The organism is Prevotella sp. MGM1, from assembly GCF_002933775.1.
GTDB lineage: Bacteria > Bacteroidota > Bacteroidia > Bacteroidales > Bacteroidaceae > Prevotella.
The window spans coordinates 39,371-54,416 of the sequence record NZ_BEWV01000199.1 but is presented as its reverse complement, the minus strand read 5'-3'; the positions used below and the strand labels follow the sequence as shown (position 1 = coordinate 54,416).

Annotated in this window: 12 protein-coding genes and 1 tRNA gene; 9 read left to right on the top strand and 4 right to left on the bottom strand. The window is 50.5% G+C overall.

The genetic code is table 11. The features are described 5' to 3' along the window. Positions 1–286 precede the first annotated feature (286 nt). Together MoGM_RS07875 and MoGM_RS07870 are read right to left on the bottom strand one after the other, a co-directional pair. A tRNA-Pro gene (locus MoGM_RS07875) sits at positions 287–360 on the bottom strand. A gap of 231 nt (positions 361–591) precedes the next feature. After that, positions 592–2,421, bottom strand: a complete 1,830-nt coding sequence (locus MoGM_RS07870) for a silent information regulator protein Sir2 (protein WP_104369534.1) — start codon at positions 2,419–2,421, stop codon at positions 592–594. Between the two features lie 409 nt (positions 2,422–2,830). On the opposite strand from MoGM_RS07870, the gene MoGM_RS07865 reads away from it, so the two are divergent. The 7 genes from MoGM_RS07865 to tsaE all read left to right on the top strand — a co-directional run bounded on the left by MoGM_RS07865 (position 2,831) and on the right by tsaE (position 10,705). Beyond that, on the top strand, positions 2,831–3,052 hold the full coding sequence (locus MoGM_RS07865) for a hypothetical protein (RefSeq protein ID WP_104369533.1): 222 nt from the start codon (positions 2,831–2,833) through the stop codon (positions 3,050–3,052). A 107-nt stretch (positions 3,053–3,159) separates the two neighbouring features. After that, positions 3,160–3,651 (top strand): exonuclease domain-containing protein, encoded by a 492-nt coding sequence (locus MoGM_RS07860; RefSeq protein ID WP_104369532.1) that lies wholly within the window; start codon positions 3,160–3,162, stop codon positions 3,649–3,651. Positions 3,652–3,934: 283 nt separating this feature from the next. After that, on the top strand, positions 3,935–5,182 hold the full coding sequence (locus MoGM_RS07855) for a 3-phosphoshikimate 1-carboxyvinyltransferase (protein WP_104369531.1): 1,248 nt from the start codon (positions 3,935–3,937) through the stop codon (positions 5,180–5,182). A gap of 11 nt (positions 5,183–5,193) precedes the next feature. Beyond that, positions 5,194–5,580 (top strand): hypothetical protein, encoded by a 387-nt coding sequence (locus tag MoGM_RS07850; RefSeq protein WP_104369530.1) that lies wholly within the window; start codon positions 5,194–5,196, stop codon positions 5,578–5,580. A gap of 56 nt (positions 5,581–5,636) precedes the next feature. Next, a complete protein-coding gene (locus MoGM_RS07845; RefSeq protein ID WP_371410516.1) occupies positions 5,637–8,645 on the top strand; it encodes a tetratricopeptide repeat protein in 3,009 nt (1,002 codons plus the stop codon). Continuing rightward, complete coding sequence (locus MoGM_RS07840) at positions 8,642–10,210, top strand: PglZ domain-containing protein (RefSeq protein ID WP_104369529.1); 1,569 nt, start codon at positions 8,642–8,644, stop codon at positions 10,208–10,210. The genes MoGM_RS07845 and MoGM_RS07840 overlap by 4 nt, the downstream gene beginning before the upstream one ends. A gap of 75 nt (positions 10,211–10,285) precedes the next feature. After that, complete coding sequence (gene tsaE, locus MoGM_RS07835; RefSeq protein WP_104369528.1) at positions 10,286–10,705, top strand: tRNA (adenosine(37)-N6)-threonylcarbamoyltransferase complex ATPase subunit type 1 TsaE; 420 nt, start codon at positions 10,286–10,288, stop codon at positions 10,703–10,705. Positions 10,706–10,849: 144 nt separating this feature from the next. Here the strand turns inward: tsaE and MoGM_RS07830 are convergent, their stop codons facing one another. Further along, positions 10,850–11,179 (bottom strand): hypothetical protein, encoded by a 330-nt coding sequence (locus MoGM_RS07830; protein WP_104369527.1) that lies wholly within the window; start codon positions 11,177–11,179, stop codon positions 10,850–10,852. Between the two features lie 2 nt (positions 11,180–11,181). Then, complete coding sequence (gene trxA / locus MoGM_RS07825; RefSeq protein ID WP_104369526.1) at positions 11,182–11,496, bottom strand: thioredoxin; 315 nt, start codon at positions 11,494–11,496, stop codon at positions 11,182–11,184. Positions 11,497–12,552: 1,056 nt separating this feature from the next. Between trxA and MoGM_RS07820 the strand changes: the two genes are divergently transcribed. Both MoGM_RS07820 and MoGM_RS07815 read left to right on the top strand, forming a co-directional pair. After that, positions 12,553–13,050 carry a calycin-like domain-containing protein gene (locus tag MoGM_RS07820; protein ID WP_104369525.1) on the top strand — a complete coding sequence of 166 codons (498 nt, stop codon included), beginning with the start codon at positions 12,553–12,555 and terminating at the stop codon, positions 13,048–13,050. Then, the gene (locus tag MoGM_RS07815; RefSeq protein WP_104369524.1) at positions 13,050–15,011 is read left to right on the top strand and encodes a TonB-dependent siderophore receptor; all 1,962 of its coding nucleotides are present in this window, start codon (positions 13,050–13,052) and stop codon (positions 15,009–15,011) included. Before MoGM_RS07820 ends, MoGM_RS07815 begins: the two co-directional genes overlap by 1 nt. Positions 15,012–15,046: the final 35 nt, after the last annotated feature.

The following is a 15,046-nucleotide window of genomic DNA, read 5'->3' as shown; positions in this document are numbered from 1 at the left end:
CACATTATACTCTTGATACTCTCTCCCGCCCACCGGAAAAATCCGCTGACCCCGAATGCGTAGAAATAAACAAAATTTTGTTTTCCCATTGACAATAAAGGGGGTGTATATCCCTTTATTTCATTAATTGCGATTTTTTCGGTTGTAGGCATTTTTTTTATTTCTTTTCAGCGACGAAAAGAAATACGTTAATACTCGATAGATATGTGTTGTCTGACTTCTGTCCGACCATTAAAAGCAAAAACCTGCATAAAGAGTTGTTCTACAACGATTTATGCAGGTTTTGTCGGGATGACAAGACTCGAACTTGCGACCTCACGCCCCCCAGACGCGTGCGCTAACCAACTGCGCTACATCCCGATTAAGTATGTAATATCCTTAATGCGGGTGCAAAGTTACTTATAATAGACGAAAGATGCAAATTTTGTCGGTGTTTTTTTATCTCAGATATGAAAAATAGATGTTTCGTGGAGTCAGACGGTAAAATATGAAATAAAGAAATAATATCTTTATAGATGATTTTAAGACAGATATTTCAATAAAACTTATAATAGAGAGCCGGCATGAATGACGCAGGCTCTCTATTCAAGCTTATTCTCCTAAGTAATATGAAGTGACCGGTGATTGAGGATATCCCATACTGCCGTGCATTATATAGCTGCGGTATAGCGGATCCTGCATGAGTGTGACGCGGCGGTCACGTGCCGGAATGGCGGTGCGGTATACTCTCAACTCACCCGGCAATGCCGTTATAATCTCTTCGCGCCAGTCGCCGTCAATGTCAGCTGTCATTAATATGCTGCCTTCGATGTCTTCTGTCAGCGTTTCGCCTTTCCATTTCCACACACTTTGTGTCCAGCGGCCGCTGTTGCGGTCACCGTTATTGCCGCTGCGGGTTATAGTCTCACGAAGCAAGTCGGCATCCCACCACAGCCAGGGGTGGGTTCCCGGTACTCCGCCCTGTTTTGTCTCCACTTTCTTTCCGTCTGCTGTCAGCAGATACTTATCCGTGCTGCCACCCTTGCGATCCTCGCCGGCGAAACATTCCATTCCGGGCCATTCGGGATTGAAGTCGGCCACCATACCGCTACCCACGTGATATGTAGTATGTCCGATATTCCATATCTGTTGTCCTGTTTTGGCGTCAACCACGCATACGCCTCTTCCGTCTTCTTTTTTCGGCTCAATAGCCAGGAATACTTGTAGCCCTTCCCAGTCGGGACGCAACTTGCACAGATAAGCCTTGTCGCTATGACCGAGTCCCGACGACCATAGTGCCGTACCGTTGTCGTCGAGCATGCACGAGCCGAGCAGTATCTCGTCGCGCCCGTCGTTATCCACATCGCCTGTCACCATGCTGTGCGCCCCCATGCTTCGTATCACCGGGTTCTCCTCGTCACCGTCCCAGCGCCATGCCCGAGTGAGTTTCCCGTCTTTAAGCATCCATGCGTCGACCACCATCAGTTTGTAAGTGCCGCGCGCCGCGAGAATATAAGGAGTCTTGCCGTCAAGGAATGCCACGCCCATCTGGTTGCGGTTCTGGCGTACCAGGTTGCCATATCGGTCGTTACGTTCGGGCCACGGCACGGAAGCTATTTCCTTACCTGTCATGCCGTCAAGTACTGTCATGAACTCACTGCCGCCGCACACACGGCCTTTCGGGTCTTTGATAAAGTCGGAGCCGGAAGTCTTTAGCGCTACCTCAGCACGTCCGTCGCCGTTGAAATCGTAGACAACGAAAGGCGAATACCATATTCCCGGCTCTATGCCCGGCCCGAGATCGTATGTCCACAGATATGTGCCGTCGTTGAGATAGGCCGATATCTTATAGGTTATTCCGGTCTTGTCGCCTGGCATTCCTGGATCTACGTTGCTCGAAGGGGTGCGCACTATGTAGTCGTAAGTGCCGTCACCGTTTAGGTCGGCCAATGCGATTTTTCCGGCCCGGTCGTTATCTTTCAGTTTGATTGACGTGTAAGGCTTTAGTTTTGCGAGTTCAACCTCAATCCGTCCTTCATCGGCGTTGCCTTTTACTGTTTTCACGCTATACACAGCTTTTGCCGTCGGAGCCTTATCTGTAAAGTCGCATGTTGTCGTGACTGGTTTGCGTGTGAGACGTTTTGTCTTGCCTCCTGTCTTACGGTAGACGTGGAATGCTGCGCCATCGCCATCGGAGGCAAGCAGCCGCCAGCTGAGATATACGCTTTTTCCGTCCTTGGCCGGTACGGCTGTAAGCCCGCGGTTGAGTTTCTCCGTGATCCTTTCGGCTGCATACCCGTCTACTTTTGGCTTGTATTCGTGTTTGGGTTCAAGCACTTCGTAGTAGTAATAGCGTTCACGCGGATCCTGTGCGTGAAGCTGCATGGCCGCGCAACACAATAATGCAAGCGCGGCAAAACGATAGTTTGACAGTTTGTTCATTATGATATTGTTTTAGTGATAGTAGTATTTCAAATCCCGTTTTTATTAGACGGACATACATGATGTATGGTTTAATCGCGGCAGCATGAAGATGCTCTTTTATTGTTTCCTGCTTTTGAATATCTTTTCCACTATTCGCTTATGTCTTTAAAAATACGGTGTCTCCGTCGGCTATTTATCCTGCTGTGTGCCGCCTTTTCCATTCCTCATGCTATTAAACATTTGTCTTTCTGTTCGTAATTCCATGGAAATGGTTAAATTTGCAATGTGGGTTCTGTTTATCGGTTCTTTTGTTAAAACGCGGTGGTTGCGCAAAGCGGATTATAATGTGTGACACATGTTAATAATAAAGTTGCTTTGGTATGGAAAGAGCGTTTGGTCGCAAAGATTGCAAATCCCGTAAGTTTTGGTGGATAGAGACTATGACAGCTGTGATTTTATGGTAAACGACGGCAAATGCGGTAGTGTAGGTAAATTCATGGTAACAGAATTCGACCCGGATGATGATTGCGCAAAAGATACCGAGAGTATGATACGCTCTAAGTTCGTGCGCTTTATTACTCGGAGAGATAAGGAGGCACCATTCGCCAGTGATGAAAGTAATGCACACTGCGTGATATGTTTGAGGTGATAATGAAAAATCCGGATTTGGATTTCTTTGGATTAAAGTGAGATAAGAAGTAAAATGCCGGCAGACCTTCAATCGTTTGGTTTGAACTGTTAAATGCGTGGATATATATGAGAGACTTTGCGGCGATAGATTTCGAGACAGCTAATAATGAGCGCACGAGCGTGTGCTCTGTAGGTGTGGTTGTGGTCAGGGATGGTGAGATAACGGATACGTACTATTCGCTTATTCAGCCTGAGCCAAACTATTATAACTATTGGTGTACCCGGGTGCACGGACTCACCCGTGACGATACAGAGGAAGCGCGCGTGTTCCCGAAAGTTTGGGCGGATATAGAACCGTTGATAGCCGGTCTGCCGCTTGTGGCCCATAATAAATCCTTTGACGAAGGATGCCTGAAAGCCGTGTTCCGTTGCTATCAGATGGACTATCCCGACTATCTGTTTCATTGCACGTACTCGGCGTCACGCCGGGCTTTTCCGTATCTGGCAAATCATCAGCTGCAAACGGTGGCGGCCGAGTGCGGCTATAATCTCGCTCGGCATCATCACGCACTGGCCGATGCTGAGGCATGTGCTTGGATTGCGAGAGAAATATTGTGACGCCTGTCTTATGATTAACGGAAATTCAGTGTGCTAATTAATTAATGTTATTTCCTTTGCCGTGTATTCTATTTAGGCTATCTTTGCACGAGATAGGCGCATTTCGGTGGCTTCATACAACTATGTTTTCTCTCGATTTGCACCATCATCGGATGAGACAGAGCGCGTCTCGGCGCAGGTTGATGATCATGCCCGGTTGCTTGAGGTGAGTTTCATTTCGCTCATTCCGTGTTTTTTTGTAATACATATTATTTATTAAGATTAAAAAGAAAACCATATAAACATGCAATATGAACTGACCGCCCCGAGGCAGATTGTAGGAGAGATAGAATTGCCGTCGTCTAAGAGCATCAGTAACCGTGCCCTTGTCATCAGCGCTCTTGCCGGTGGCGATGTGATACCTTGCAATCTGTCAGACTGTGATGATACCGATGTGATGGTAAAAGCTCTTACAGACATGCCTGATGTCATTGATATCAAGGCTGCCGGCACGGCAATGCGTTTCATGACTGCCTTTCTTTCAGTGCGTCCGGGTACGCATGTCATCACCGGGACAGACCGTATGTGCCATCGTCCGATTGGTGTGCTCGTGAATGCTCTCCGCCGTCTTGGCGCAAACATAGAGTATGTGGGTGAAGAAGGTTTCCCGCCGCTGCGTATCACCGGCGGAGAGATAGAAGGAGGAACACTTGAAATACAAGGAAACGTCAGTTCGCAGTATATTTCCGCCCTGTTGATGATAGGTCCCGTGATGCGTAGCGGGCTTACGCTCAACCTCACGGGCGAAATAATCTCCCGCCCATATATCGACCTTACGTTGTGCATGATGGGCGATTTTGGAGCGGATGCAGTGTGGAAAGACAATCGGACTATAGAGGTCAAACCACGTCCTTATGCGGCACATCATTATGATATAGAGAATGATTGGAGTGCCGCATCGTATTGGTATGAGATGGTCGCTCTTGGCGGGCCGGGCAGCAGGATTACCCTTTCCGGGTTGACGGACAGTAGCAGGCAGGGCGATTCATCGGTTAGATATCTTTTCAGTCTGCTTGGAGTGAAGACTGTTTTCGATGTCTCCGGTTCCGATGTGCCGAGAATGGTTACAATAGAGAATACCGGTCGCATGGTGCCGCGTCTCGAATATGATTTCATCAATGCTCCCGATCTCGCCCAGACGTTTGTCACTTGCTGTGCCGCACTTGGCGTACCGTTTCATTTCAAGGGCTTGCAGACATTGAAAATAAAGGAGACCGACCGTATAGAGGCATTGAAGACTGAGATGCGCAAGCTCGGTTATGTCATAGAGGAAATAGACGGTCGTGAACTCAGATGGACCGGAGAACGGTGTGATGCCGAGCCGATACCTGTCATCGACACATACGAAGACCATCGCATGGCTCTCGCTTTTGCTCCTCTCTCGATGAAAATCGATGGTCTGAGGATAAACAATCCCGGTGTTGTCACCAAGTCATATCCTCAGTATTGGAACGATTTGCGGCGTGTTGACTTTGATATACGCCAACTGTAAATCCATAGTTTATGTTCGTTTTAGCAGCGGCAATAGTTGTTCTTGGCGTATTGACCGCCGTAATGGCAAAACTGTTCTATCGCACAGACGATGACGGCGGTGTGGTGACAGTCGGGCAAGACTGCTCGGGATGTGCCGGTGGCGGCACTAAATGCAATATGGATTGCATGCTCGAAGCGGCAGCGAAAGAACCCGAATATTTCGATGACGAGGAGCTTGACGCATATTCCGGCAGACCTTCTGACGGATATACGGATGACGAGGCCGATGAGTTTGGTGCCGTGATGCTTTCCATGAGACCGGAGGAGGTGGCCGACTGGTGTCGCAGCCTTTCGCTACGGGGCATCAACGTACCCGACCAGATAAAAGATGAAATGATGCTTCTGATAGCCGGTTGAGTCAAAAGAAAAACCTTTGGCAAACAATAAAACCACATATCTGAAGTTTAGATATAATGATGACACATCATAGAACGAGACATATAGTCCTGCTTTTATCCGCCGCGGTTCTGCTTGTGGTGGCGGGTTGTTCCACGCAGAAGAACACCGGCAAGAGCCGTTGGTGGCATTCGTTCAACGCCCGATACAATACTTATTATAACGGAAGCCAGGCATTTATAGACGGAGCGCTGGCCAAAGAGAGCGGCAACAAGGATAATTTCACGGAGATGATACCTCTCTATACTGTTGGCAACAAGGCAAGCCGCGATCTTGGCAAGACCAATTTCGACCGTGCGATAGAGAAATCGGAGAAGGCCATAAAGCTGCACAGCATCAAGCGGCGTCCCGAATGGACCAAGAGCCGTCGCAAGACAGCCAAGGATATAGAGTGGCTCAACCGCCGCGAGTATAATCCGTTCTTGTGGAGGGCATGGCTTTTGCTCGGTAAGTCACAGTTTCAGAAAGGTGATTTCGATGAGGCTGCCGCCACATTCTCCTATATGTCCCGCTTGTATGCCACACAACCGGCCATCAACGGCATAGCCCGTGCATGGCTGGCAAAAAGCTATGCCGAACTCGACTGGCTCTACGATGCCGAGGACGTGATAACGAAGATGCGGCGTGACACTATGCATTATCGTGCGGTGAGAGACTGGGACTATGCCTATGCCGACTATTACATACATGCACGGCAATATGACGAGGCGGTGAAATATCTTTCACGGGTGATAAAACATGAACGGCGCCGCAAGCAGCGTGCCCGTCAGTGGTATCTCATGGGGCAGATCCAGACCAAGCTTGGCAATCGTGAGGAGGCATATAGGGCGTTTCGCAAGGTCGTGCGGCAGAGTCCTCCGTATGAGTTGGAGTTCAACGCCCGCATAGCCCAGACCGAGGTCATGGCGGCAGGACGTTCCAGGCAGATGATACGTCGGTTGCGCCGCATGGCTGTTTCAGACAATAATAAGGATTATCTTGATCAGGTTTATTATGCCATCGGCAACATATATCTTGCCGAGCGCGATACAGTGAATGCCATTGCGGCATACGAGAAAGGTAATGAGAAGTCCGTTCGTGGCGGAATAGAGAAAGGCGTGCTGTTGCTGAAACTTGGAGATCTTTATTGGGTGAAAGAGCGGTATGCCGATGCCCAGCGTTGCTATGGAGAGGCGATAGGCCTGCTCGATAAGGAACGGGACGACTACGAGCAACTCTCCCGGCGTTCCAAGGTTCTTGATGAACTTGTCCCCCATACCGAGGCGGTGCATCTGCAAGACTCTCTTCAGCTATTGGCCAAAATGCCTGAGGCAGAGCGCAATGCCGCTATTGATCGTGTGATAGAGGCGTTGAAGAAAAAGGAAAAGGAGGAAGAACGTGCCGCCCGGGAGGCTGAGGTCGAGAAACAGTTGCAGCAGCAAGGTGCGCAAGGCAACGGCCAGGCGGCCGGTAATACCCCCGCGGCTCCTGTAAATCAGTCTGGACAGTGGTATTTTTACAATCCGATGGTCGTAAATCAGGGTAAGGCAGCATTTCAACGGTTGTGGGGAAAGCGTGAGAATACGGACGATTGGCAGCGTGTCAACCGCACCGTGGTAAATCTTGCCGCCGACATGGAGGCCGGTGTGGATAATAATGTCGATGAACTTTCTGACGATACGGCTGTTTCCGACTCCATTGCCACCGACAGTGTGACTACTGATGTTTTCGGGGCGGCGGCCGATAGCGTGGCTGACGATCCCCATAAGCGTGAGTATTATATGGCACAGATTCCTTTTACGGAAGAACAAAAGGCTGAAAGCGACAATATAATAAAAGACGGGCTGTTCAACTCAGGAGTCATTTTCAAGGATAAACTCGATAATCTCACTCTCAGCGAGAAAGCGCTCACTCGGCTCACGGGACAGTATTCCGACTATGACAGAAACGACGAGGCGTGGTATCACCTGTTTCTTATTTATTCACGTCGTGGCGATACCGCCATGGCCGAACACTGCCTTGCTCGTCTGCGCGATACTTATCCCGACAGCAAATGGACAATATTGCTTAGCGATCCTTATTTTGCCGAGAACGCCCGCTTTGGCGTTCATATAGAAGATTCGCTCTACGCCGCTACATACGATGCTTTCAAGGCCGACAGGTATGATGAGGTCAAAGCGAACGCACGACTTTCTGCCGAGCGGTTCCCTCTCGGAATAAACCGTCCAAAGTTCATTTTCATCAACGGATTGGGGCATCTTAACGACGGAGACGCTGCGGCGTGTGTGGCCGATATGAAAGAAGTGGTGGAGAAATATCCCGACAGTGAGGTTACCGAACTGGCCGGGATGATAATAAAAGGTGTGCAGGCCGGCAGGCGCTTGCATGGCGGCAAGTTTGATATAGGCGATATATGGTCTCGCCGCGGGGTGTCCGCTGACAGTGACTCCACAGCCACCGATACGTTGAGCATGGAGAGGAATACCGGTTTCGTGTTCCTCCTTGCGTTCCGTCCGGACTCTGTCAATTCCAATCAGCTGCTTTATGAGATGGCGAGATACAACTTTTCCAATTTCCTCGTCCGTAATTTCGATATTGTCGTCGATGACGACGGAGAAATCAGCCGCATGCTTATCAGCGGTTTCCTGAATTACGATGAGGCCCTGCAATATGCCCGCCGTCTCTATTCAGACAAAGATATGGCGGAGCGATTGAAAGGTTGTCGCCGTATAATAATAAGTGAGGAGAACTTGAAGCTGCTTGGCATCCGGTATAGTTATGTTGACTATGAGCGGTTCTTCGAACGCTCGTTCGCTCCGTTGCGGGTCAGCGATGAGTCCCTGCTCGATATTCCGGAGACCATAGAGCAACCTGAAAACGGGGAAGATGGAGCGGATGAGGATGGCGAAGGTGCCGGCAGTGATAACGACGGAACCGGTACCCGCAATGCCGATGAACTTTTCGACGGTATCGGACTGCCGCCGAACAATAATAACAATGAGCCGCCGGCAGACGGTTTCGATTTTGATGAAGACTTTTACAGATGAGCAACGGATTATTACTTTGGGCAGACGATGAGATCGAATTGCTGCGGGCGCACCTGCTGTTTCTTGAAAAGAAAGGCTATGAGGTGGTCACGGTGACAAACGGTCTTGATGCCGTCGAACAGTGCCGTCAGCAGAGCTTTGACCTTGTGCTGCTTGACGAGATGATGCCCGGTCTCAGCGGACTTGAGACATTGCAACGGATAAAGGAGATTGCTCCCGCGGTTCCGGTGGTGATGGTGACAAAGAGCGAGGAGGAGAACATCATGGACCAGGCCATAGGTTCGAAGATTGCCGACTATCTGATAAAGCCGGTTAACCCCAATCAGATATTGCTTGCCCTGAAAAAAAACATACATCGCAAGGAGATTGTGACGGAGGTGACGCAGAGTGGCTATCAACAGAATTTCCAACAGATATCCATGCAGATAAGCGACTGCCGCACATATCAGGATTGGATTGATTTATACCGCAGGCTTGTGCACTGGGAGTTGGAACTTAGCGGCACGTCAAGCAGCATGACCGAGATGCTTTGTATGCAGAAAGAAGAGGCCAACAACGGCTTCTCCAAGTTCATAAAGAAGAATTATCTCGATTGGGTAGACGCGCTTAATCCGTCATCTCAGGGCTTGGACCACCCCATGATGAGTCCCGAGCTGTTCAAGAGCAAGGTGTTCCCGGCACTCGACGCTGGCGAGAAGGTTTTTCTTGTGGTGTTTGATAACTTCCGTTACGACCAGTGGCGGATGATAGCCGGTGAGATAGGAGACTCATTCGACATAGAGGAGGACTTGTATTTCAGCATCCTTCCCACCGCGACGCAGTATGCTCGCAATGCCATTTTCAGCGGTTTGATGCCCAACAGGATTGCCGAGATGTTTCCCGAGCTATGGGTTGACGAAGACGAGGAGGAAGGAAAAAACCTCAATGAGGGACCGCTCATCGGCACGCAGCTCGACCGTTATCGCCGTCGTCACACCTATTCATATCATAAGATAAACGACTCTGCGGGAGCGGAGAAGTTCATGCAACAGTTCAAAAATCTCGGGCGGAATGACCTGAATGTGGTCGTATTCAATTTCATAGACATGCTCAGCCATGCACGCACGGAGTCGAAGATGGTCCGTGAGCTGGCAAATAACGAGTCGGCATATCGTAGCATCACTCTGAGCTGGTTCCGCCATTCTGTTATAGCCGAACTGTTCAGGCTACTGTCGCAGACAGACTGTAAAGTGATTGTCACCACCGACCATGGCTCGATACGTACAGACAAGCCGGTCAAAATAATCGGCGACCGCAATACCAACACCAACCTGCGCTATAAACTCGGAAAGAACCTGGCTTACGACAGCAAGGAACTCTTTGTCATCAAAGACCCGAGGCGAGCCCAGTTGCCCGCTCCCAACATCAGTACGAGTTATGTTTTCGCCACTGGTGACTCTTTTTTCGCATATCCCAATAATTATAATTACTACGTGTCTTATTATAAAAACACATTCCAGCATGGCGGCATATCTATGGAAGAGATGATAATCCCTGTGGTGACGATGACAGGAAAGAAACGGTGATGAGGCTTGTATCGCAGCGATTGGTTGCGGATTCTGAAAATGCAGTTGTTAAATTGAAAATTACGAATTAAGCAAATGGAAATACAGATAAACGATTTGGAAAATATCCGCGAGGCGGCCCATGAGTTTGTGGCTGCCCTCGGAGAAAGCACGGTGATAGCTTTCTATGGTAAAATGGGCGCAGGAAAGACTACGTTCATCAAGGCAGTGTGTGAGGAACTCGGCGTCACGGACGTCATAACATCGCCCACATTTGCCATCGTCAATGAGTATCGCAGCGATACCACCGATGAACTCATCTATCACTTTGACTTCTACCGCATCAAGAAACTCGACGAAGTGTACGACATGGGCTACGAGGACTATTTTTACAGTGGCGCTCTATGTTTCATCGAGTGGCCCGAACTGATAGAAGACCTGTTGCCCGAAGACGCTCTGAGGGTGGAGATAGCCGAGCGTGAAGACGGTGGAAGGACTGTTTTGATAAAGGATTGAAATATACAGCCGTATTATTATGAGCGTTATTGCGAACCATGGCGGTTTGTTATTGAATGCCGTAGCAACCTTGCCGTGACAAACTGAAAGAGGAATGACAGCGATAGCTTGTCATTCCTCTTTTCCTTTAAACCGTTATGAAAATTATTCCGTTCCTTCCTGAAAGTCGAGATCGGCCTGTGCCACGAAGAAGATTTCGTCGGGGTCATATATTCCGCGTTTGTCTTCCTCAGCTTTTTTGCATACGTATTCTGCCACTTTCTGCAGGTCGATGTCAATGTACCCGTCGCTGTCTCCTTCGGCATCGAGCACTCCGCTGGTGAAGTAGTACTCCACTATGGCATCCATCATGTACAGGATGTCATCGGTAGAGAACTTCTCTTTTATTTCCGCCGGCAGATTGTTGAGAATGAATTCCGCCTCGCGTGCGTTCTCCTCCTCGTCCATCCGCAACTCGTCTTCAAAGTCGGCCATAATCAGAGGAGGGTTTGCATTTTTTCGTTGATCTTCTCTTTTGAGGCAGCTCCCACAATCTTGTCTACCAATTGGCCGTTCTTGAAGAACAGCAGGGTTGGGATGTTGCGTATTCCGAACTCGGCAGCCACATCATCGTTCTCCTCAACGTCACACTTGCCCACGGTTATCTTGCCGTCGTACTCATCGGCGAGTTCGGAAACGATGGGGGCTATCATACGGCAGGGACCGCACCATGTAGCCCAGAAATCCACTACGAGCGGCTGCTCACTATTCTTTAATGTCTCGAAATTCTCGTTTGTAATCTTTACTTCCATAGCTTTATTTGTTTTATGGTGTTTTACTAATTGATAGTGCAAAGATACGACATTATTTGTTCGCTGCCAAGCGGCGGGTGGTTAAATAACCTAATTTTATGTGAGAGTAATATGTTTTTAATGTTCCTTTCGGTTCCGTGCCGTCGCGGCGGATGCGGCGGGATTGGGGCACGGGACAGTGTAAGGACATTATATATATAGTGGTCATTGTTTTGTATCGAGCGGTCGATGGCCTGCGGCATACGCTTCAGCCGGGTGTTGTTCGCTACGGTTTATGCCGCGGTTGTAAACATAATATCACGAATTTAACACTTTATTTTTCGTCGAAATAGAAAAAACAGTGCGATACGGATTGCGATACACAAGGCTGCGGGCCGCTCTTTGAGAAACGGTGGTTTTGCCGCTGTTTTGCAACGGGATAGTCGTTGGAGGGCGTTTGGATAGTGGTTGCAGTGCGTCGGGTTGGTCGTCGGGTGATGACGGAATGCCCGTTGCGGCGCAACGGGACGCCGGTTGTGAAAAATCGGGATTGTATGTGGAGTAGGTTTTTTGTGTGGAGTAGGGGTGGCAGACATATCACGCTGAAACACAAGCACTTGCGAAAACCTCAAAATACGGCGATATTTTCGGCCGCGGGGTTTTTATTTTGAAATAAACGAATTATGGAACGCGTTTTGTCAACATTATTCAGAAGAAGCGTTTTGTAGTGCAGAGGTATTATTATCCGTAGTACAGAGTTTAGGGTTCAGGGTGCAGAGGTATGATTACTCGTATTTAAATAAGGCAGGTATGTACCTTTGCGTCTTTGCGCCCTTTGCGTTTTTATATTATTACTCGTAGTCAGACAAGGCCGGCATGGACGGTAAATAGAGTTCACCCTCTTGTCTTTAAATACATAAATCAATAATAAATATTATTCATCCGCACTCTACACTCTGAACTATAAAAGTCGTTTATTGTTAAAATCATAATTTTTAAGTATTGCACCGTCAATGGAATAGAATTAATTTTGCACCCGGAAAAAGACAAAAGACAAAACAATAAAATTAAAACTGAATGAAAAAGATTTTCAATTTGATGATGATGGTCGTGATGATGGCGGCCATGACAGTGGCAACGGCAAGTTGCGGTGACGATGAAGAAAGCGGCAGCACTCCGTCGGCTGCCGGGAATGTGGCGGGAGACTACTCCGGAGTGATGAACATGAGCCTGCCCGCAATGCCCGGTATTGCGATAGACCCGTTTGCCACGACGGTGAAAATAGCTGCCGGGAGCGACGGCACGGCGACGCTCACGCTGCCGGGAGCGTCTTATAATATGGGCGGCACGGATATGGTAATAGCCGGCTTCACGATGAAAGGCGTGAGTGTGGCCTCGTCAGGCAATGGCGCATATACCATCGGCCCGGCCGAGATAGACCTTGAAGTGGATGGAAAGGAATACAGGGGAGCGCTCAACGGAACGGTGACAGGTGGAAAACTCGCGCTCACATATTCGTTGAAAGTGGGCAAGATGCCTTTCGACCTCGTGTTCAAATTCACCGATAACAAATAATGTCCGGCAGCAGGTATTTCGCGTTTGTCATGTCGGCGTTTGTCCTCTCGGCTCCCGTGTCGGCCGGCCGAGGAGCGGAAATTCCGGCCGCGGGCTTGTCGGCGGCAGCCGGGGTGAGCGACTCGGTGGCTCTCGGCACGGTGGTGGTCACGGGGACACGCACGCCGAAGACGCTGAAAGACGTGCCGATAGTCACCCGTGTCATCACGGCGGCGGATATAGAGAAGCGCAACGCCGCCGACATCAAGGACCTGTTGCAGCAGGAACTGCCCGGCATGGAGTTCACCTTCGCCATGAACCAGCAGACGACGCTCGACATGCAGGGCTTCGGCGGCAACGGCGTGCTGTTTCTTGTCGACGGCGAGCGCATGGCGGGCGAGACGATGGACAACATCGACTATTCTCGCATCGACCTGCAAAGCATCGAGCGCATAGAGATAGTGAAAGGGGCGGCATCGTCGCTCTACGGCTCGGCCGCTGTCGGCGGGGTGATAAACATCATCAGCAAGAAGCAGCGCCGCGACTGGTCGGCCAATGCCGGCGGCCGCCACGGGGCGCACGGCGAATACCGCTACGGCGGGCTGCTCGGGCTGCGTAGTGGTGGGCTGAGCAGCGTCACCACGGTGCAGCGCACGGCGGTAGACGACATCAACCTGCTGAAGCCAGGGCAAATCACGGCCGGCGACTTCAACAAAATAATAGGAAACACGACGTGGAACGTGAAAGAACGACTCGTGTTTAAACCCTCTGAGCGGCTGACGCTCACCGCCCGGGGCGGTTATTTCTTCCGTGAGCGCAACACGTTGAAGAGCGTCAAAGACCGTTACAGGGATTATTCGGGAGGCCTGAGAGCCGACTTGTCGGTCGGTTCGGCGGGAAACATCGAGCTGAGCTACGGCTATGACCAATACGACAAAAGCGAATATACGGTGAAGACGGGCAGCGACGACCGCAATTACAGCAACCGCCAGCATGCGGTGCGGGCGTTGTACAACCATTCGTTTGCCGAAAACACGGTGCTCTCTGTCGGCGGAGACTGGTTCGGCGATTACCTCATGTCCTACCAGTTTGACGGCAACGGGTCGCGAAGCCAGTATAATATCGACGCTTTCGTGCAGATGGACTGGGCGCTGACAGAGCGGCTCAGCGTCATCGGCGGCCTGCGGTTCGACTATTTCTCTGGTGCGTCCGTGCGCCATGTGTCGCCGAAGGCCGGCCTGATGTACAGGTTCCCGCACCTGTCGCTGCGCGCTTCGTACTCCGACGGTTTCCGCGCGCCGTCTCTCAAAGAGATGTTCATGGACTACGACATGGCCGGGATATTCATGATCTACGGCAACAGCGGCCTCCGTCCCGAGACGAGCGACAACCTGCAACTCTCGGCCGAGTACACGCGGGGGCGGTATAACATCACGGTCACGGGCTTCTGCAACTTCGTTGACAATAGGATAAGCACGGCGTGGAACACGGCTCTCGGCGGACAGTCGTACGTCAACATGTCGTCCATGCGCATATCGGGAGTCGACGCGAGCGTGTCGGCACGCTATCCCTGCGGCATTTCGGCTCATCTGTCTTACGTATATACCCATGAGAGCGTGAAGAACGGACTGCCGGTGGGCTTGTCTACCCGTCCGCATGCGGCCACGGTGCGCCTCGACTACGACCGGAGGTGGAGCGCACGGCAGGCCACGGGCATATCGCTCTCGGGGCGGTTGCTCTCTTCGGCTGACTGCATGGAGTACTCGCTGGCTTCGTTCGAGGAGACCGTGGAGCGGCATTATCCGGGCTACGCCATCTGGAAACTGACGGCCTCGCACCGTCTTTTCGACGCCTGCCGCCTGTCGGTGACGGTCGACAACCTGTTAGGCTACGTGCCGGAGTATTATTACTGCAAGTCGCCCGTGACAACAGGAACCACCGTCAGCGTCGGCCTTTCGGTGGATATCGACAGGATTTTTTAACCCTCCGTCTTGTGTCTCGTGGCTGTCGGCCGGAG

Coding starts and splice junctions, on each gene's coding strand:
- MoGM_RS07840 (WP_104369529.1), top strand. CDS start 8,642: ATGAGCAACGGATTATTACTTTGGGCAGACGATGAGATCGAATTGCTG.
- tsaE (WP_104369528.1), top strand. CDS start 10,286: ATGGAAATACAGATAAACGATTTGGAAAATATCCGCGAGGCGGCCCAT.
- MoGM_RS07855 (WP_104369531.1), top strand. CDS start 3,935: ATGCAATATGAACTGACCGCCCCGAGGCAGATTGTAGGAGAGATAGAA.
- MoGM_RS07815 (WP_104369524.1), top strand. CDS start 13,050: ATGTCCGGCAGCAGGTATTTCGCGTTTGTCATGTCGGCGTTTGTCCTC.
- MoGM_RS07845 (WP_371410516.1), top strand. CDS start 5,637: ATGATGACACATCATAGAACGAGACATATAGTCCTGCTTTTATCCGCC.
- MoGM_RS07820 (WP_104369525.1), top strand. CDS start 12,553: ATGAAAAAGATTTTCAATTTGATGATGATGGTCGTGATGATGGCGGCC.
- MoGM_RS07850 (WP_104369530.1), top strand. CDS start 5,194: ATGTTCGTTTTAGCAGCGGCAATAGTTGTTCTTGGCGTATTGACCGCC.
- MoGM_RS07860 (WP_104369532.1), top strand. CDS start 3,160: ATGAGAGACTTTGCGGCGATAGATTTCGAGACAGCTAATAATGAGCGC.
- MoGM_RS07830 (WP_104369527.1), bottom strand. CDS start 11,179: ATGGCCGACTTTGAAGACGAGTTGCGGATGGACGAGGAGGAGAACGCA.
- MoGM_RS07870 (WP_104369534.1), bottom strand. CDS start 2,421: ATGAACAAACTGTCAAACTATCGTTTTGCCGCGCTTGCATTATTGTGT.
- trxA (WP_104369526.1), bottom strand. CDS start 11,496: ATGGAAGTAAAGATTACAAACGAGAATTTCGAGACATTAAAGAATAGT.